The organism is Pseudomonas sp. NPDC089392 (genome assembly GCF_044749595.1).
Classification (GTDB): Bacteria; Pseudomonadota; Gammaproteobacteria; order Pseudomonadales; family Pseudomonadaceae; genus Aquipseudomonas.
This window is the reverse complement of the sequence record NZ_JBIVIF010000047.1, coordinates 1-18,383: the sequence shown is the minus strand read 5'-3', so window position 1 is coordinate 18,383 and position 18,383 is coordinate 1. Positions and strand designations below refer to the sequence as shown.

The following is an 18,383-nucleotide window of genomic DNA, read 5'->3' as shown; positions in this document are numbered from 1 at the left end:
CAGGGTTCAGAAGTGGCGCTCGCGCCCGGCGAACAGGTCGCGCAGGTTGCTGCGGTGGCTCCACACGATCAATGCGGTAAGCACGGTGATCGGCAGCAGGGCTTCTGGCTCGCGCCAGGCCAGCAATGGCAAGGTCAGCGGCGTGGCGATCAGTGCGGCCAGCGAGCTGGTGCGGGTGAGGTAGAAGATCAGCAGCCAGGCGCCAATGGCCAGCAGTGCGGCCGGGAAGTACAGGCCCATGAGCATGCCGGCGGCCGTCGCCACACCCTTGCCACCCTGGAAGCGGAAGTACAGTGGGAACAGATGGCCCAGTACCGCACACACGCCGACCCAGGCCTGTTCTTGCAGGTCCAGCCCGGCAAGGCGGGCGAGCAATACTGGCAACAGGCCCTTGCACAGGTCGCCAAGCAGGGTCAGGATCGCCAGTTTGCGGCCTGCCAGGCGTAGCATGTTGGTGGCGCCGGCATTGCCTGAACCGCTGGAACGCGGGTCCGGGCTGCCCGAAAGGCGGCTGAGGACAATGGCGAAGGACAGCGAGCCAAGCAGGTAGGCGAGCAACGCCAGTAACCAAAACATGCTAACTATTCCGGGCGAGGACGCCCTGATTCTAACGGCGCCAGTCGCCCTTGTCGTGCTGTGGAGAGAAGTGCTTGGACAGAGTGTTCATCGAAGGCCTGGAAGTCGATACCGTCATCGGTGCCTATGACTGGGAGCGGGATATTCGCCAGTGCTTGCGCCTGGACCTGAGCTTTGCCTGGGACAACCGCCCGGCGGCGGCTGGTGATGACCTGAACCTGGCGCTGGATTACGCCAGTGTGTCGGCGCGTATCCAGGCATTTGCCGAGCAGGCCCGTTTCGAACTGGTGGAAACCTTTGCCGAGCGCCTGGTGGCTACGTTGATGGAAGAGTTCCACATCCCGTGGGTGCGCTTGAAGCTGACCAAGCCGGGCGCGGTGCCGGCGGCTCGCGGTGGTGTTGGCGTGGAGATCGAGCGCGGATGTCTCTGAGCACGGTTTACCTGGGCCTTGGCAGCAACATCGACCGCGAGGCGCACCTGTGCGCCGGGCTCGATGCGTTGGCCGGCATCCTCACCGACATGCGCTGTTCGCCGGCGTTCGAAAGCCAGGCGGTGGGCATCAAGAGCGGGCCGTTCATCAATTTCGTGGTGACCGGGCAAACTGCGTTGCCGTTGATCGAGCTGGACCGCCGGCTGAAGTTCATCGAGGCCGATAACGGCCGCTATGCGCCAGACCGCAAGGGGCTGCCGCTGGATATCGACGTGCTGATGTATGACGACCTGCATGGCGCCTTCGATGGGCTGGTATTGCCCCGGGCCGAGATCTTGAAGAACGCCTTTGTGTTGTGGCCGCTGTCTCTGCTGGCACCCGAGTTGGTGCATCCGGGGGCGGGCAAGAGCATGGCGCAGTTGTGGCAAGAAGCACAGATCGACCAGGTGCTTGCCCCGGTCGCGTTTGAGTGGCGTGGGTTGCAGCTGACTCCAGCATAATCCTGTACCGGCCCTTTCGCGGCTAAAGCCGCTCCTACAGGGATTGCACAGCACTTGGCATCATACGATCCCTGTAGGAGCGGCTTTAGCCGCGAAAGGGCCCGCAGCTCTAACCGCGCTGGTAAGCCTCAAGCGCTTTCAGCCGCTCAGCTTTGAGCGCTTCGCCCAGCGCCTGGCCAGCCAGCCCGGCCTGCACCAGCGGCTTCACATCCACCGCCCGCGCCGCCGCAGCGGCCCTTCGCAAATACTCGGCCTGTGGATAACCCGCTTTGCCATCCCCCAGTGCTGCCATCTCGCAAGCAGCAATGAAATCCTCAAACCGCTGCGGCCGCCGGTACACATCGAACTTCTGCAACAGCTCCAGTAGCGCCATGGCAGGCAGCGCCAGCGCCTGATTGGCCTGCGCCAGGCACTCCCCCGTCAGCAGCGCCAGTTCCTGGCATTCTCGCGGCGCCTTGAGCCGCTGGTTTACGGCTTTGATCGAAGCGGGAGCCAGCGGGTGCAGCAGGCAGGCCCAGCGCACGTGCAGGGGCTGCTCATGCAACGCAGCCTGCTCCAGCGCCGCCAGTGCCTGGGTATCGTCCTCAAGCTCAGGCAGCAGCTCCTGCAGGGCCCCACAGGCACGCAACACCAGGAAGAACACCTGCGGTTGCGCCTCCATCAGCGCTCGCTCGATTTCCTTCCAGCTGCGTTCGGCGGTCAGGGCCTGCAACTCGCCTGAGGCACTGATCTGGCGCATCAGCGCCAAGGTCTCGTCGGCAACCCGGAAACCCAGCGGTGCATAGCGGGCAGCAAAGCGCGCAACGCGCAGCACGCGCAAGGGATCTTCGGCGAATGCAGGTGAAACATGGCGCAAAATGCGCTGATCGAGATCGTCTTTGCCATGGTAAGGATCGTAGACCGTGCCCGCTTCATCCTCGGCCATCGCATTGATGGTCAGGTCACGCCGTATCAGGTCTTCTTCCAGGGTAACGTCGGGGCTGGCGTGAAAAGTGAACCCGCCATAACCGCGCCCGCTCTTGCGCTCGGTGCGCGCCAGGGCATATTCCTCACCGGTTTTCGGGTGCAGGAATACCGGGAAATCGGCACCGACCGGGCGATAACCCTTGGCAAGCATTTCTTCGACGGTGGCGCCAACCACCAGCCGGTCGATATCGCTGACGGGGCGGCCGAGCAGGCGGTCACGCACGGCGCCGCCGACTTTGTAGATGTTCATGTGCAGCTCTCCATAACTGCCGACAGGATACCCCGTCGGCAGTTATGGCGTGGCACTAGAGGTGGTGGATGACAGCCAGGTCCATGCGGCCGTAGTCGGCGCTTTCGCCGTGCTCGCCGCGTGGTGGCATGTGGTGGGTCTTCATCACTTGCTCACCCTGTACGGTCTCCAGGTGGATATCGAAGCCCCACAGGCGGTGCAGGTGCTTGAGCACCTCATCGGTCGAGTCGCCCAGCGGTTTGCGGTTGTGTTGCTGGTGGCGCAGGGTCAGCGAACGGTCGCCGCGGCGGTCGACGCTCCAGATCTGCACGTTCGGCTCGCGGTTGCCCAGGTTGTATTGCGCCGCCAGTTGCTCGCGGATGGTCCGGTAGCCGGCTTCGTCATGGATGGCGGGTACCAGCAGGTCGTCACGCTGGTCATCATCGAGGATGCTGAACAGCTTGAGGTCGCGCATCACCTTGGGCGACAGGTACTGCAGGATGAAGCTCTCGTCCTTGAAGCTGCTCATGGCGAACTTGATGGTAGAAAGCCAGTCACTGCCAGCAATTTCGGGGAACCAGTGGCGATCTTCTTCCGTCGGATTTTCGCACATGCGGCGGATGTCGGTGTACATCGCAAACCCCAGCGCGTAGGGGTTGATGCCGCTGTAGTACGGGCTGTCGAAGCCGGGTTGGAACACCACGCTGGTGTGCGACTGCAAAAACTCCATCATGAAGCCTTCGGTGATCAGCCCCTCGTCGTACAGGTCGTTCATCAGGGTGTAGTGCCAGAATGTCGCCCAGCCTTCGTTCATTACCTGGGTCTGGCGTTGCGGGTAGAAGTACTGGGCGATCTTGCGCACGATGCGCACCACTTCGCGCTGCCAAGGTTCGAGCAGCGGGGCATTCTTCTCGATGAAATACAGGATGTTTTCCTGTGGTTCGGCGGGGTAGCGCCCTTCATCGCGTTCGTTACCCTTATCGGCGCTTTTCGGAATGGTCCGCCAAAGGTCGTTGATCTGCCGCTGCAGGTGCTCTTCGCGCTCCTGTTGCCGGCGCCGCTCTTCTTCGGCAGAAATCGGGTAAGGGCGCTTGTAGCGGTCGACACCGTAGTTCATCAGGGCATGGCAGGAGTCGATCAAGTCTTCCACGGCATCGATGCCATGGCGCTCTTCGCAGCGGGCGATGTACTGCTTGGCGAACACCAGGTAATCAATGATCGAACTGGCGTCGGTCCAGGTGCGGAACAGGTAGTTGCCCTTGAAGAAACTGTTGTGGCCGTAGCACGCGTGGGCAATCACCAGTGCCTGCATGCACATGGTGTTTTCTTCCATCAGGTAGGCGATGCACGGGTCGGAGTTGATCACGATCTCGTAGGCCAGGCCCATCTGGCCGCGGCTGTACGACTTTTCGGTGCTGAGGAACTGCTTGCCGTAGGACCAGTGGTGGTAGCCCAGCGGCATGCCGACGGAGGCGTAGGCGTCCATCATCTGCTCGGCAGTGATCACCTCGATCTGGTTGGGGTAGGTGTCCAGGGCGTAACGCTCGGCCAGCCGACTGATTTCCCGGTCGTAGGCCTGGATCAGTTCGAACGTCCACTCGGACCCGGTGGAAATGGGTTGGCGTCTCTGTGCTCTGGCGGTCATGTGGCTAACCTGCGCTGGAAGAGTTCACGGAAGACCGGGTAGATGTCGCCGGCCGATACCAACTGCTGCTGGGCGAACGTGTCGGGGAAGCCTTCGCCGATGCGCTCGTATTCATACCACAGCGCCTGATGCTCACGGGGGGTGATTTCCACGTAAGTGTAGTACTGCACATGCGGCATGATCTGCTTGGACAGGATTTCGCGGCAGATCGGTGAGTCGTCGTTCCAGTTGTCGCCGTCGGAGGCCTGGGCGGCGTAGATGTTCCAGTCGCTGGCCGGGTAGCGCTCGGCCATGATCTCCTGCATCAGCTTGAGCGCACTGGAGACGATAGTGCCGCCGGTTTCCCGCGAGTAGAAGAATTCTTCTTCGTCGACTTCACGGGCGCTGGTGTGGTGGCGGATGAACACCACCTCGATGCGGTCATAGTTACGCTTCAGGAACAGGTACAGCAGGATGAAGAAGCGCTTGGCGATGTCCTTGGTAGCCTGGGTCATCGAGCCAGACACGTCCATCAGGCAGAACATCACCGCCTTGGAGCTGGGGTTGGGCTGTTTGACCAGCAGGTTGTACTTGAGGTCGAACGTGTCGAGGAAGGGCAGGCGGTTGATGCGTGCCTTCAGGCGTTCGATTTCCTGCTCGGTTTCCTGGATATCGGTGAAGTTGTCCGGTTCTTCGACCCGCAGTCGGTCGAGTTCCTTTTGTGCTTCACGCAGCAGTGCGCGGCTGCTGCCGGTCAGGGCGATACGCCGGGCGTGGGCCGAACGCAGGGTGCGTACGATGTTGATGCGCGACGGGTTGCCTTCGTTGGCGATACCGGCGCGCACGGTCTTGAAGGTGTCGGCCCCGGTCAGGTGACGTTTGACCAGGTTGGGCAGTTCGAGGTCTTCGAACATGAACTCAAGGAACTCTTCCTGGGTGATCTGGAAGACGAATTCGTCCATGCCCTCGCCGGAATTGCCGGCCTTGCCACGGCCGCCGCCGCCCCCTCCGCCTTGCGGCCTGGGGATGTGTTCGCCGGCTGTGAATTCCTTGTTGCCAGGGTGCACGATGGTCTGTTTGCCCCCGCGACCATGGTGCAGCACCGGTTCGTCGATGTCGCGCCCCGGAATACTGATCTGCTCGCCATGTTCCATGTCCATGATGGAACGGCGACTCACCGCCTCTTCGACGGCCTTCTTGATGTGCTCACGGTAGCGCCGCAGAAAACGCTGGCGGTTGACCGTGCTCTTGTTCTTGCCGTTCAGGCGTCGGTCTATAACGTAGCTCATGGTCCCTCCGGTAGCTGGGAGCAGCTGCAAGCCACAAGCTTCAAGCTGCCAGAAAGAGCAGCCACCGCTGCTGCAAGCTACGGCGCCGGGCTTGCGCTCGGCGCTGGGCAGCTTGGAGCTTGCGGCTTGTAGCTTGCCGCTTTATTGCGATTTCCTGACCCGCAGGTACCATTCCGACAGCAGGCGCACCTGTTTGTCGGTATAACCACGCTCCACCATTCGGGTGACGAAGTCGTTGTGTTTCTTCTGGTCCTCTTTGCTGGCCTTGGCGTTGAAGCTGATGACTGGCAGCAGGTCTTCGGTGTTGGAGAACATTTTCTTCTCGATCACTACCCGCAGCTTTTCATAGCTCAGCCAGCTTGGATTCTTGCCGTTGTTGTTGGCGCGTGCGCGCAATACGAAGTTGACGATCTCGTTGCGGAAGTCTTTCGGGTTGCTGATGCCCGCCGGCTTCTCGATCTTCTCCAGCTCCTCGTTGAGAGCGATGCGGTTGAGGATTTCGCCGGTTTCCGGATCGCGGTATTCCTGGTCCTGGATCCAGAAGTCGGCATACAGCACATAGCGGTCGAAGATGTTTTGCCCGTATTCGCTGTAGGACTCCAGGTAAGCGGTCTGGATTTCCTTGCCGATGAACTCGATGTAGCGCGGTGCCAGGTATTCCTTCAGGTAGCGCAGGTAGCGTTCGCGCACTTCGGCCGGGAACTGTTCCTGCTCGATTTGCTGCTCCAGCACGTACAGCAGGTGCACCGGGTTCGCCGCAATTTCATGTGGGTCGAAGTTGAACACCTTGGACAGGATCTTGAAGGCGAAGCGAGTGGAAAGGCCGTTCATGCCTTCGTCGACGCCGGCCGAGTCGCGGTATTCCTGGATCGACTTGGCCTTTGGATCGGTGTCCTTGAGGTTTTCCCCGTCGTAGACGCGCATCTTCGAATAGATGTTGGAGTTCTCTGGCTCTTTGAGGCGCGAGAGCACCGTGAACTGCGCCAGCATCTTCAGCGTATCCGGTGCGCAATGGGCCTTGGACAGCGAACTGTTGACCAGCAGCTTGTCGTAGATCTTGATCTCGTCGCTGACGCGCAGGCAGTACGGCACCTTGACGATGTAGATCCGGTCGATGAACGCCTCGTTGTTCTTGTTGTTGCGGAAGGTGTGCCACTCCGATTCGTTGGAGTGCGCCAGCAGGATACCGGTATAGGGAATCGCCCCAAGGCCTTCGGTACTGTTGTAGTTGCCTTCCTGGGTGGCGGTGAGCAAGGGGTGCAGGACCTTGATCGGTGCCTTGAACATTTCGACGAATTCCATCAGGCCCTGGTTGGCCCGGCACAGCGCGCCCGAGTAGCTGTAAGCGTCGGCGTCGTTCTGTGGGTACTCTTCAAGTTTGCGGATATCGACCTTGCCGACCAGGGCAGAAATGTCCTGGTTGTTTTCATCGCCGGGTTCGGTCTTGGCGATGGCGATCTGGTTCAGGATCGAAGGGTAGAGTTTGACCACTGTGAATTTTGAGATGTCACCGCCGAATTCTTGCAGGCGCTTGGTGGCCCAAGGCGACATGATGGTGTTCAGGTAGCGCCGTGAGATCCCATACTCTTCCTCGAGAATGGCCCCATCTTCGGTGGCGTTGAACAAGCCAAGCGGTGATTCGAATACCGGTGAGCCTTTGATGGCGTAGAACGGTACCTTTTCCATCAACTGCTTGAGTTTTTCGGCCAAGGAGGACTTGCCGCCGCCCACCGGCCCCAGCAGATAGAGGATCTGTTTCTTCTCTTCCAGGCCTTGGGCGGCGTGGCGGAAGTACGAGACGATCTGGTCGATGCACTCTTCCATGCCATGGAAGTCGGCAAAGGCCGGATAGCGGCGGATAACCTTGTTGGAAAAGATACGCGACAGCCTGGAGTTGGCAGAGGTGTCGATCAGTTCGGGCTCACCGATGGCCAGCAACAGCCGTTCGGCCGCCGATGCGTAGGCACTGCGATCCTCTTTACACAGCTCGAGGTACTCCTGCAGCGAGAGTTCTTCCTGGCGCGTAGACTCGAAACGTTGTTGGAAGTGGCTAAAAATACTCATGACGTCACCTCGCTCGATACGTGGAGACGACGCCGGATCAGTCAGCTGATGCTGGCATGCAACCGGGTTCGCCGATTGCTGTATACCCCCCAGAACACCCTGTAACGCTACCGATGACCCGCACGCCGGTGTACCGGCTCTCCCCTTTTTTGGATGGCCTGAGCTTAAGCGTAGTTGGTTATCTGCAAGGTCAAGGGGCGAGGGAGGGAGAAGTTGCGAGCGACCGTTCGTCTGATTGCCCGCAAGCCCGCGCGGGGCGCGGGCTGCAGTAAAAATGAAAAAATTATTCGGCGGTGCCTTGGGCGGTCTCGGCCGGGTAGGTGGCGCGCCACAGCTCAAAGCCGCCATCGACGCTGTAGACGTCGGAGAAACCTTGGTTCACCAGGTAGGCGGCAGCGCTCTGGCTGGAATTGCCGTGGTAGCACACCACCAAGGTCGGGGCATCGAGGTCGGCATTGCGGATGAACTCGGCCACCGAATGGTTATCCAGATGCTGGGCACCAGTGATGTGGCCGGCCGCGAAGGCCTGCGGGTCGCGAATGTCGACGACTACCGCACCTTGCGCGCGCAGGGCCAGGGCCTGTTCGGGAGGGATGCGCTTGAATTCGCTCATGGGTACGGCTCTCTTTCAGGGTTGATCGTTCAGTGTAGTGGGTTGTGCCCGCGGGCGGACGGTGCCGTCGTCGGCGCAGTCGCAGCGGTGATACTCACCGCTGTCGACGTTGTACAGGGTCATGGCGCCGCCCCACACGCAGCCGGTGTCCAGGGCGATGACGCTGGGGTCGTCGACACGGCCTTCAAGCGCGGCCCAGTGGCCGAAGATGATCTTCACGTGGCGTGAGCGGCGGTCTTTGTGGGCAAACCACGGCTTGTAGCCTTTGGGTGCGGTACCCACGCCTTCCTTGCTCTTGAGGTCGAGCTTGCCCTCGGCGGTGCAGAAGCGCATGCGGGTGAAGTAGTTGGTGATGACCCGCAGGCGTTCGATGCCTGCAAGATTCTTGCTCCATTTGTTCGGCTCGTTGCCGTACATGCCGTCGAGGTACAGCTTCAGGCGGCCATCGTCGCGCAGCACCTGTTCTACCTCTTCTGCCAACTTCAGGGCCTGGCCAAGCGTCCACTGTGGCGGTATGCCCGCGTGAGCCATGGCGATACCCCTGGCTTCGTCGTAATGCAGCAGCTTTTGCTGGCGCAGCCAGTCGAACAGTTGGTCGGCGTCTGGGGCTTCGATGATCTCGCGCAGGGTGTCGCTTTTCTTCAGGCGCTCGACGTTGTGCCAGGCGGCCAGCAGGTGCAGGTCGTGGTTGCCCAGCACGCAGACCAGCGACTGGCGCATGGCGTAGAGGTAGCGCAGGGTTGCCAGTGATTCGGGGCCACGGTTGACCAGGTCGCCGACCAGCCACAGGCGGTCGACGGCCGGGTTGAAGTTGACGCGTTCGAGCAGGCACTTGAGTGGCTGCAAGCAGCCCTGCAGGTCACCGACGGCGTAGGTGGCCATCAGTGCAGCGCCCCGGGTACCGCCAGGCGGAAGGGGGCGATCTCGGCATCGAAGCGTTTACCGTCTTCGGCGAACATCTGGTAGCTGCCCTGCATGGTGCCCACGCGGGTGCTGATGACCGCGCCACTGCTGTAAGTGTGGCTCTGGCCCGGGTCGATGTTGGGTTGCTGGCCGACCACGCCAGCGCCGCGCACTTCCTCGACCTCGCCGTCACCGTTGGTGATCAGCCAGTGGCGCGACAACAGTTTGGCTTTGAGCGAGCCGTTGTTCTGCACGGTAATGGTGTAGGCGAACGCGAAACGACTGTTTTCGGGGTCGGATTGGTCTTTGAGGTAACGGGTCACGACGCTGACGTCGATCTGATAGCGGGGATCGGACATGCAATGGCCTTGGGCGAACTGACGCAATAATGCAGTCTAGGCCATAGGCAGGGGGGAGGGCCAGCGGTGTAGGGGGTTGGGGATTTGTGTTGTCTGTGCCGGCCTCTTCGCGGGTAAACCCGCTCCCACAGGATCTCACCACATTTGAAGGTAGTGGAATATCTGTGGGAGCGGGTTTACCCGCGAAGAGGCCGGTGCAGGCTGTATCAGGCTTGTTGCTGGTCAGCCAACTGGTCAGCCAGGCGCACAAAGGCCGCCAGGTCCAGCTGTTCAGGACGCAGGCTGCCATCTACGCCAGCAGCCTCGATGGCCGCGCTGTCGAGCAGGCCTTTCAGGGTGTTGCGCAAGGTCTTGCGGCGCTGGTTGAACGCTTCACGTACCACACGTTCCAGCAGCAGGTGGTCCTTGGCCGGGTACGGCAGTACTTCGTGCGGTACCAGGCGAACAATGGCCGAATCCACCTTCGGCGGTGGGTTGAAGGCGCCAGGGCCGACATTGAACAGGTGCTCGACCCGGCAGTGGTACTGCACCATGATCGACAGACGCCCCCAGTCACCACCGCCAGGGCCGGCAGCCATGCGCTCGACCACTTCCTTTTGCAGCATGAAGTGCATGTCGCGGATCAGCCCGGCATGGCTGAGCAGGTGGAAGATCAGCGGGGTGGAAATGTTGTAGGGCAGGTTGCCCACCACCTTGAGGCTGCGCGGCGGCACGCCCAACTGGTTGAAGTCGAACTTCAAGGCGTCGCCCTGGTGCAGGCGGAAGTTGCTGCGGCCAGCAAACTTGTGCTGCAGGATTGGCACCAGGTCCTTGTCCAGTTCCACCACGTCCAGCTGTGCGCCACTGCCCAGCAGGCCTTCGGTCAGGGCGCCCTGGCCCGGGCCGATTTCCAGCAGGTGTTCGCCAGCCTTGGCGTTGATGGCACGCAGGATGCGGTCGATGATGCCGGCGTCGTGCAGGAAGTTCTGGCCGAAGCGCTTGCGCGCCCGGTGTTGGTATTGCTCGTTCATGGTCGGTTCTCGGCCATCTGGTAGGCGGTTTCCAGCGCGACGCGCAGGCTGCCGGTGTCGACCTTGCCGCTGCCGGCCAGGTCCAGGGCGGTGCCGTGGTCGACCGACGTGCGGATGATCGGCAGGCCCAGGGTCACGTTCACTGCAGCGCCGAAGCCTTTGTACTTGAGTACGGGCAGGCCCTGGTCGTGGTACATCGCCAGCACCGCGTCGCAGTGCTCCAGATATTTTGGGGTAAACAGGGTATCGGCCGGCAACGGCCCGCGCAGGTCCATGCCTTCGGTGCGCAGGCGGGCCAGGGTCGGCTCGATGATGTCGATTTCCTCGCGGCCCAGGTGGCCGCCTTCACCCGCGTGCGGGTTGAGGCCACACACCAGGATGCGTGGGTTGGCAATGCCGAACTTGTCGCGCATGTCGGCATGCAGGATGCGGGTAACACGCTCGACGCGCTCGGCAGTGATGGCGTCGGCAATGTCACGCAGCGGCAGGTGCGTGGTCACCAGGGCCACGCGCAGGCCGCGGGTAGCCAGCATCATCACCACTTGCGCGGTGTGGGTCAGCTCGGCGAGGAATTCGGTGTGCCCGGAGAAGGCAATGCCGCTTTCGTTGATCACGCCCTTGTGCACAGGGGCGGTGATCATCCCGGCGAAATGCCCATCCAGGCAGCCTTGGCCGGCACGGGTCAGGGTTTCCAGTACGAACGCGGCGTTGGCTTTGTCGAGTTGGCCTGGCACTACCGGGGCCGCCAAGGGGGTATCCCACACGTACAGGCTACCCGCTGGCGCCGGTTGCTCGGGCCATTGGCCCGGCGCTACCGGCAGCAGGTTGACGGCCAGCCCCAGCTGCGTGGCCCGCTCGGCGAGCAGGTCACGGCTGGTGATGGCGATCAGGGGGTGAGGCTGGGCGTCTGCGGCGAGCAGCAGGCACAGGTCGGGACCTATGCCGGCCGGCTCGCCGGGGGTGACGGCGAAGCGCAGGGGCTTCACTGGGCGGCCTGGTCAGCGCCAGGCAGCTTGATTTCAACGTAGGCTTCGTCGCGGATCTGGCGCAGCCAGGTTTGCAGCTCTTCGTCGTACTTGCGGTTGCGCAGTACGCTCAGGGCCTGCTGCTCGCGCGCCTGCTCGGTGCTGTCGGTGGCGCGGCGGCCCAGCACTTCCAGAACGTGCCAGCCGTACTGGGTCTTGAACGGTTTGGTCACTTCGCCTTGCTGGGCGTTGGCCATCTGTTCACGGAACTCCGGTACCAGGCTGTTCGGGTCTACCCAGTTGAGGTCGCCGCCGTTAAGCGCCGAACCCGGGTCTTCCGAGAAGCTCTTGGCCAGCTCGCCGAAATCTTCGCCGTTCTTGATGCGATCGTACAGGCGCTCGGCCAGTTGCTCGGTGGCCGCCTCGCTGCGGATCTCGCTTGGCTTGATCAGGATGTGGCGCACGTGCACTTCATCACGCAGCACGTTCTCGCTGCCACCGCGCTTCTCCTCAAGCTTGAGGATGATGAAGCCGTTGGGTATGCGGATCGGCTGGGTGATTTCACCAATCGGCATGCTGCTGAGCATCTTGGCGAAGTCGGGTGGCAGCTGGCCAGCTTTTCGCCAGCCCATCTCGCCGCCTTCCAGGGCGTTCTCGCTGGCCGAGTTGGCAATCGCCATCTGGCCGAAGTCCGCGCCTTGCTTGAGCTGCTGGTAGACATCGCCGACTTTGCGCGCAGCCTTCTGGATGTCGTCCGAGTTGGCCGCTTCCGGGGTCGGGATCAGGATGTTGGCCAGGCGGTACTCTTCCGACATCTGCATCTTGCCCATGTCCGAGTTGAGGAAGTTCTTCACTTCCTGCTCGGACACCTGGATGCGCTCGGCCACGCGGCGCTGGCGCACGCGGCTGATGATCATCTCGCGCTTGACCTGCTCGCGGGCGTCGTCGAACGACAGGCCGTCGTGGGCCAGGGCGGCGCGGAACTGCTCCAGCGACATGCCATTGCGCTGGGCAATGGTGCCGATGGCCTGGTTCAGCTCTTCGTCGGTGATGCGGATGCCGGAGCGCTCGCCGATCTGCAACTGCAGGTTCTCGACGATCAGGCGTTCCAGCACCTGCTGTTCCAGAGCGCCAGTCGGCGGCACGCCGCCGCCGCGCTTAGCGATGGTTTGCTGAACCTCGTGGACACGCTGGTCCAGCTGGCTTTGCATGACCACGTCGTTGTCGACGATGGCCACCACGCGATCAAGAGGTTGCACCGCGGCATGCACCGCGCCACTCAGCAAAGCGACGCCCAGCAACACTGGGCGCAGACGATCAATAAGCTTGGTCTTCACGTTCACGGTAACCTTGAATGCCTTGGTCGAGGAAAGACTCGACCTTGTTGCCAACTACGCCACCGAGGCCTTTCAGGACGATCTGAAGGAAGATGCCGTGGTCGCCTTTTTCGTTCGCCGGGAGGGCTTGGCTGAAGTCGTCGTAATCAAGCCAGTAGCGGTTGATCAGGCGCAGCTTCCAGCAGCAGTTGTCGTATTCGAAACCGCCCATGGCTTCCAGGGTACGGTTGCGGTTGTAGTCATGCTGCCAGCGAGCGATGACGTTCCACTGCGGAACAATTGGCCAGATGACCGAGAAGTCATGCTGCTGGATCTTGTAGTAATCCTTGATGTAGTTCGGATCACCCGGGGTGCCATAGTCGCCGCCGCCCACTTTCCAGGTACCCGTGGTCGAGTCGTAGGAAATGGTGTCGTTGCGGTAGCGATAACCGAAGTTGACGATCTTGTTCGGGTTGTCTTCAGGCTGGTAGTGGAACATCGCGCTGCCCGAACGGGTGCTGCGGCTGTCCGGGTCCCAGTTGAAGTCCGAATTGAAGCGCCAGTCGCGGTTGAAGTAGTAGTTGTACAGCAGGGCATATGGCGACACATCGGACTGCGCATCCTTGCGGGTGCGGTAGTCGATGCCTGGCAGCTGGACCTTGCGGTCCTTGAAGTAGTAAGCCTGGCCGATGCTGAAGTTCTGGCGTTCGAAGCCGTTGTCTTCGATCCAGCGGGTGGTTACGCCCAGCGACAGCTTGTTCTCGTCGCCGATGCGGTCGGTACCGCTGAAGCGGTTGTCACGGAACAGCGAGTCGTAGCTGAACAGTGTTTCACCCGAGTCGAACAGCGGGATGTCCACCTGGTCCTTGTACGGGACATAGAGGTAGTACATGCGCGGCTCGAGCGTCTGGCGATAGTTGGTGCCGAACAGCGAGGTATTGCGGTCGAAATACAAGCCGCTGTCGACGCTGAGAATCGGGATATCGCGGTTCTGGTTGCTCTTGAAGTCGCCGAACAGGTCCAGGGTCTCGGGGCTCGAAGCGGCAACGTCACTCTTGCCCTTGCTGTCCAGGTCAAGATCGTAATGGGTGTACATGTACTTCAGCTTCGGCGTGACATAGCCGTAGCTGGCGGTCATCGGCAGGCTGATGGACGGGGCGACGTTCAGACGGGTACCGTTTGCACGGGCGACACCGAAGATGTTCTCGTCGAGGCGACGGCCACCCAACACATTACCGTTGGCATCCACAACGGTGCCGGCGGTGAGGTCAGGGTTACCATCCTCATCGAAAACCAGGTCATCCTTCAGGTCACGATCGAAGCGAACGGCTTCGGTCTCGTAATCAAAGTTCAAACCGCCCGGCTTGAAGGGAAGCGAACCGTTGAGCGTCAATTGCGGCAGGCGATCATATGGCGTGATCTGCGAGATGGTGGCCATCTCGTAGGCATGTACATTCAAGCGCGCGGTGTAGCTGTCGCCACGATAGGTCAGCGCACCCTGCTGGTTGAGCAGGTCTTTGCTTTCCACGCCAATCTGGTCGGACTCCAGGTCCTGGAAGTAGAACGGGTCACTGATGTCGGTGTAGTCCACCTCGGTCATCAGGCGCTGGTCCAGGCCACCCTTGTGCTGCCAGTTGACCATCCAGCGCTGTTCTTCGTAGTCGGTCTGTTCCTTGCGATCGTCGTTCTTGTCGTTGAGGTACGCGCCACCGAACTGGCCTTCGCTCGAAGGTGTCAGGTAACGGAACTCGCCTTCCATCAGCAGGCCGCGCTTGGCCATGTAACGAGGGTACAGCGTGGCGTCGTAGTTGGGCGCCAGGTTGAAGTAATACGGCGTGACCAGCATGAAGCCGGTATCGCTGCTGGTGCTGAACGATGGCGGCAGGAAGCCGGACTGGCGACGGTCGTCGATCGGGAAGTAGATGTACGGTGTGTAGAACACCGGGAAATCCTTGACCCGCAGCGTAACGTTGGTCGCGGTACCGAAGCCTGTGGCCGGGTTCAGGGTGATGTTGTTGCCCTTCAGCTGCCAGGCGTTGCTGCCCGGTTCGCAGGTGGTGTACGTACCGTCCTTGAGGCGGATGATGGCGTTTTCGCCACGCTTGGCGTACAGGGCGTTGCCGCGAATGTGCGACTTGTGCATCACGTATTCGGCGTTGTCGACCTGGGCTTCGCCCGTGTCGAGCTGGATCTGTGCCTCGTCACCGACTACCAGCGAGCCGTTGTCACGGATCTTGACGTTGCCCTTGAGCTCGCCGCGGTTTTCCGCCTGATAGAGGTTGGCCTCGTCGGCTTCGGCCTGCATGCTGCCCTGGCGCATCACCACGTTACCGGCGAGGGTAGCGATCTGCTGCTCCTGCTGGTACTTGGATACCTTGGCGTTGATGTAGGTCGGCGACTCATCTTTCGGCGTGGTGTCGGCCATGCCCGGACGGGTTGGCTCGATATACGCGCCACCGCAGTAAGGGCCGGTTTCGGCCAGCTGCGCGGCGGTGAGCTTTTCACGCGGTACCCAGTCCAGGTGGCTGTAGTCTTCACTGCGCGACTTCAGGCCACGGCCCTTGGCCTCGGTCACCAGCATTGGCTGGTCCGCGGTTTCGGCTTCGCTCGCGGCTTCGGTGCCGGAAGTGACGGCTGCACCCTCGTGCACCGGGCGCGGCGGCAGGTTGTTGACTGGGGCCTTGGGCTTGCAGTCCCAACCACCGGCGGCGGACACTTGGCAGTCGAACTGTTCGGCTGCCACCACGTATGACGTGGCCAGAGGTTGCAGGGCCAGCAGACCGCCGGTTACCAGCAACGGAAACTTTCTACGAAACGCGGGGGATTTCAATGCCATCTTATTAGTCCGGGCTTCCTGCGTGCCATCTGCCCGCGTGTGGGGCCGCACGCCTCTCGATGGTCTGAAAAAGATGCTGGATAATAAAGCATGACCCGCTTGACGGCTAGGGCCGTCGGAGACCCTTGTAATGCCTGAACACGATGTACGCCTGCAACAACTGACGGTCTGGCTCGCTGAGCAGCTTAATGATCTTTTCCTGAAAAACGCCTGGGGCTTAGTGCCTGCAGGCAGCCTGACTGCGGCCAGCAGCGACGCCAGCTTCCGCCGTTATTTCCGCTGGCAGGGCGCTGGCCACAGCTTTGTGGTCATGGATGCGCCCCCGCCGCAGGAAAACTGCCGACCGTTCGTCGCCATTGACCACCTGCTGGCCAGCGCCGACGTGCATGTACCACTGATCCACGCCCAGGACCTGGAGCGTGGGTTCCTGCTGCTGGGTGACCTGGGCCATCAGACATACCTTGACATCATAGATGCCGACAACGCCGATGGCCTGTTCGCCGATGCTATCGACGCGCTGCTGAAGTTCCAGCGCCTGCCGATGGACGCCCAGTTGCCCAGCTATGATGACGCCCTGCTGCGCCGCGAGGTCGAGCTGTTCCCCGAGTGGTATGTGGGGCGTGAGCTTGGCCTGGCCCTCAACGACATCCAGAAGGCCACCTGGCAGCGTGTCAGCCAGTTGCTGATCGACAGCGCCCTGGCCCAGCCCAAAGTGCTGGTGCACCGCGACTACATGCCGCGCAACCTGATGCAGAGCATGCCCAACCCCGGCGTGCTGGACTTCCAGGACGCGGTGTACGGGCCGGTCACCTACGACATCACCTGCCTGTTCAAGGACGCCTTCCTCAGCTGGCCGCAGGCGCGGGTCGAAGGCTGGCTGCGTAACTACTGGCAACAGGCGCAGGCTGCCGGCATCCCGGTGCACGCCGAGTTCGAAGCGTTCCAGCGTGCCAGCGACCTGATGGGCGTGCAGCGCCACCTGAAAGTGATCGGCATCTTCGCCCGCATCTGCCACCGCGACGGCAAACCGCGCTACCTGGGCGACGTGCCGCGCTTCTTCGCCTATATAGAAGAAGTGATCAGCCGTCGGCCCGAATTGGCGGAGCTGGGTGAGCTGATTGCCGAGTTGCAGGCCGGAGCGCGTGCATGAAGGCAATGATTTTGGCAGCGGGCAAAGGCGAGCGCATGCGCCCGCTGACCCTGCACACCCCCAAACCGTTGGTCCCGGTCGCCGGCCAGCCGCTGATCGAATACCACCTGCGCGCCTTGGCGGCAGCAGGCGTTACCGAGGTGGTGATCAACCATGCCTGGCTCGGCCAGCAGATCGAAGACCACCTGGGCGATGGCAGCCGCTTCGGCCTGAGTATCCGCTATTCGCCCGAGGGCGAGCCGTTGGAAACCGGCGGCGGCATCTTCAAGGCCCTGCCTTTGCTGGGTGATGCGCCATTCCTGCTGGTGAATGGCGATGTCTGGACCGACTATGACTTCGCGCGCCTGCGGGCTCCCCTGCAGGGGCTGGCGCACCTGGTGCTGGTCGATAACCCCGGCCATCACGGCCGCGGTGACTTCCGCCTGGTGGGCGAGCAGGTGGTCGATGGTGATGATGCGCCAGGCACGCTGACCTTCAGCGGCCTTTCGGTGCTGCACCCGGCGCTGTTCGACGGTTGCCAGCCCGGTGCCTTCAAGCTGGCGCCGCTGCTGCGTCAGGCCATGGCGGCCGGCAAGGTCACGGGCGAACACTACCGAGGGCACTGGGTGGATGTTGGCACGCTTGAGCGCCTGGCCGAGGTCGAGCGCCTGATTGGCGAGCGCGCCTGACATGTGGTGGCCAGGCACACTGATTGGTGTGGGTGCCGGCTTTGCCATTGCCAGCATCCCGGGGGCCTTGCTCGGTGCATTGCTCGGGCAAGCCATGGACCGCCGTCTGCGACTGGAAGGCTGGGAAGACATGCGCGAGCGCCTGAGCGGGCGCCCGGCCTTGGCGGACGATGAGTTGCTGTTCGTGATGCTCGGGCGGCTGGCCAAGTGCGATGGTCGGGTGGGCGAGCAGCATATCCAGCAGGCGCGCCAGGAGATGGTGCGCCTGGACCTGGCCGAGGCGGCCCGGCTGCGCGCGATCAATGCGTTCAACCGCGGCAAGGCCGGCAAGGACCGGCTTGGCGGGCACCTGCGGCGTATTCGTCAGCAGCCGCATGCGGCGGAAGGTACCTTGCGTGCCTGTTGGCGCATGGTCTGGGCCGACGGCAAGATGGGCAACAAGGAGCGTGAGTTGCTGCTGGACTGGGGGCAGAAACTGGGCATGAGCCGGCGCCAGGTGCAGGCCATGTCGCTGGAGTACGAACCGCGCAAGGCTGCGGGTGCGCGCGACGTGCCCATGACCTATGCGGCTGCGTTGCGGCTGTTGGCGGTAGAGGCGGACGCCGATGGCGACAAGGTCAAACAGGCGTATCGGCGACTGGTCAGCCGGCACCACCCGGACAAGCTGGCGGGCACAGGGGCCAGCGAGGCGCAGCTGCGTGAAGCGACCGAGCGTACCCGCGAGTTGCACCAGGCCTATGCCATGATCCGTAAGCGGCGGGGCCTGTAAGGGCCTCTTGGCGGCTAAAGCCGCTTGTATGGTGATACTTGAAGGGGTGGTGGGACGAAAAAGCCGATTCTGACTGTTCACAGCAGTACAGACCGTGGGAGACATCGCCCCACCC

General features: G+C 62.1%; 17 protein-coding genes. 5 read left to right on the top strand and 12 right to left on the bottom strand.

Going from position 1 to position 18,383, the window contains the following annotated elements; genetic code table 11:
* Positions 1-6 precede the first annotated feature (6 nt).
* Positions 7-576, bottom strand: a complete 570-nt coding sequence (gene plsY / locus ACIP1G_RS27105; protein ID WP_400742578.1) for a glycerol-3-phosphate 1-O-acyltransferase PlsY — start codon at positions 574-576, stop codon at positions 7-9.
* A gap of 74 nt (positions 577-650) precedes the next feature.
* Here plsY and folB point away from each other — a divergent pair, with 74 nt between their 5' ends.
* On the top strand, positions 651-1,007 hold the full coding sequence (gene folB, locus ACIP1G_RS27100) for a dihydroneopterin aldolase (protein WP_004375185.1): 357 nt from the start codon (positions 651-653) through the stop codon (positions 1,005-1,007).
* Positions 998-1,507, top strand: coding sequence for a 2-amino-4-hydroxy-6-hydroxymethyldihydropteridine diphosphokinase (gene folK / locus ACIP1G_RS27095; protein WP_400742575.1), 510 nt, complete (start codon positions 998-1,000; stop codon positions 1,505-1,507). Before folB ends, folK begins: the two co-directional genes overlap by 10 nt.
* 109 nt (positions 1,508-1,616) lie before the next feature.
* Here folK and ACIP1G_RS27090 read toward each other — a convergent pair whose 3' ends face one another.
* From ACIP1G_RS27090 to ACIP1G_RS27040, 11 genes are all read right to left on the bottom strand, one after another.
* Positions 1,617-2,723 (bottom strand): multifunctional CCA tRNA nucleotidyl transferase/2'3'-cyclic phosphodiesterase/2'nucleotidase/phosphatase, encoded by a 1,107-nt coding sequence (locus ACIP1G_RS27090; RefSeq protein ID WP_400742573.1) that lies wholly within the window; start codon positions 2,721-2,723, stop codon positions 1,617-1,619.
* A gap of 55 nt (positions 2,724-2,778) precedes the next feature.
* Positions 2,779-4,347, bottom strand: a complete 1,569-nt coding sequence (locus ACIP1G_RS27085; RefSeq protein ID WP_400742570.1) for a SpoVR family protein — start codon at positions 4,345-4,347, stop codon at positions 2,779-2,781.
* Positions 4,344-5,615: a YeaH/YhbH family protein gene (locus ACIP1G_RS27080; RefSeq protein ID WP_400742569.1), complete on the bottom strand. Its 1,272-nt coding sequence runs from the start codon at positions 5,613-5,615 to the stop codon at positions 4,344-4,346. The genes ACIP1G_RS27085 and ACIP1G_RS27080 overlap by 4 nt, the downstream gene beginning before the upstream one ends.
* 141 nt (positions 5,616-5,756) lie before the next feature.
* Positions 5,757-7,679 (bottom strand): PrkA family serine protein kinase, encoded by a 1,923-nt coding sequence (locus tag ACIP1G_RS27075; RefSeq protein ID WP_400742567.1) that lies wholly within the window; start codon positions 7,677-7,679, stop codon positions 5,757-5,759.
* Between the two features lie 283 nt (positions 7,680-7,962).
* Positions 7,963-8,292, bottom strand: a complete 330-nt coding sequence (gene glpE, locus ACIP1G_RS27070) for a thiosulfate sulfurtransferase GlpE (protein WP_400742565.1) — start codon at positions 8,290-8,292, stop codon at positions 7,963-7,965.
* Positions 8,293-8,307: 15 nt separating this feature from the next.
* Positions 8,308-9,174: a symmetrical bis(5'-nucleosyl)-tetraphosphatase gene (locus ACIP1G_RS27065; RefSeq protein ID WP_400742562.1), complete on the bottom strand. Its 867-nt coding sequence runs from the start codon at positions 9,172-9,174 to the stop codon at positions 8,308-8,310.
* Positions 9,174-9,554, bottom strand: a complete 381-nt coding sequence (gene apaG, locus ACIP1G_RS27060) for a Co2+/Mg2+ efflux protein ApaG (RefSeq protein ID WP_135001515.1) — start codon at positions 9,552-9,554, stop codon at positions 9,174-9,176. Before apaG ends, ACIP1G_RS27065 begins: the two co-directional genes overlap by 1 nt.
* 206 nt (positions 9,555-9,760) lie before the next feature.
* Positions 9,761-10,564, bottom strand: a complete 804-nt coding sequence (gene rsmA, locus ACIP1G_RS27055) for a 16S rRNA (adenine(1518)-N(6)/adenine(1519)-N(6))-dimethyltransferase RsmA (protein ID WP_400742560.1) — start codon at positions 10,562-10,564, stop codon at positions 9,761-9,763.
* Positions 10,561-11,550, bottom strand: coding sequence for a 4-hydroxythreonine-4-phosphate dehydrogenase PdxA (gene pdxA, locus ACIP1G_RS27050; protein ID WP_400742557.1), 990 nt, complete (start codon positions 11,548-11,550; stop codon positions 10,561-10,563). Before pdxA ends, rsmA begins: the two co-directional genes overlap by 4 nt.
* Positions 11,547-12,866: a peptidylprolyl isomerase SurA gene (surA, locus tag ACIP1G_RS27045; protein WP_400742555.1), complete on the bottom strand. Its 1,320-nt coding sequence runs from the start codon at positions 12,864-12,866 to the stop codon at positions 11,547-11,549. Before surA ends, pdxA begins: the two co-directional genes overlap by 4 nt.
* Positions 12,847-15,681 carry an LPS-assembly protein LptD gene (locus ACIP1G_RS27040; RefSeq protein ID WP_400742552.1) on the bottom strand — a complete coding sequence of 945 codons (2,835 nt, stop codon included), beginning with the start codon at positions 15,679-15,681 and terminating at the stop codon, positions 12,847-12,849. Before ACIP1G_RS27040 ends, surA begins: the two co-directional genes overlap by 20 nt.
* Positions 15,682-15,811: 130 nt before the next feature.
* On the opposite strand from ACIP1G_RS27040, the gene ACIP1G_RS27035 reads away from it, so the two are divergent.
* Genes ACIP1G_RS27035 through ACIP1G_RS27025 form a run of 3 tightly spaced genes read left to right on the top strand, consistent with a single transcriptional unit; the run spans position 15,812 to position 18,268 of the window.
* Positions 15,812-16,831, top strand: coding sequence for an aminoglycoside phosphotransferase family protein (locus ACIP1G_RS27035; RefSeq protein ID WP_400742549.1), 1,020 nt, complete (start codon positions 15,812-15,814; stop codon positions 16,829-16,831).
* On the top strand, positions 16,828-17,499 hold the full coding sequence (gene murU, locus ACIP1G_RS27030) for an N-acetylmuramate alpha-1-phosphate uridylyltransferase MurU (protein WP_400742546.1): 672 nt from the start codon (positions 16,828-16,830) through the stop codon (positions 17,497-17,499). Before ACIP1G_RS27035 ends, murU begins: the two co-directional genes overlap by 4 nt.
* Before the next feature lies 1 nt (position 17,500).
* A complete protein-coding gene (locus tag ACIP1G_RS27025) occupies positions 17,501-18,268 on the top strand; it encodes a TerB family tellurite resistance protein (protein ID WP_400742543.1) in 768 nt (255 codons plus the stop codon).
* Positions 18,269-18,383 lie beyond the last annotated feature (115 nt).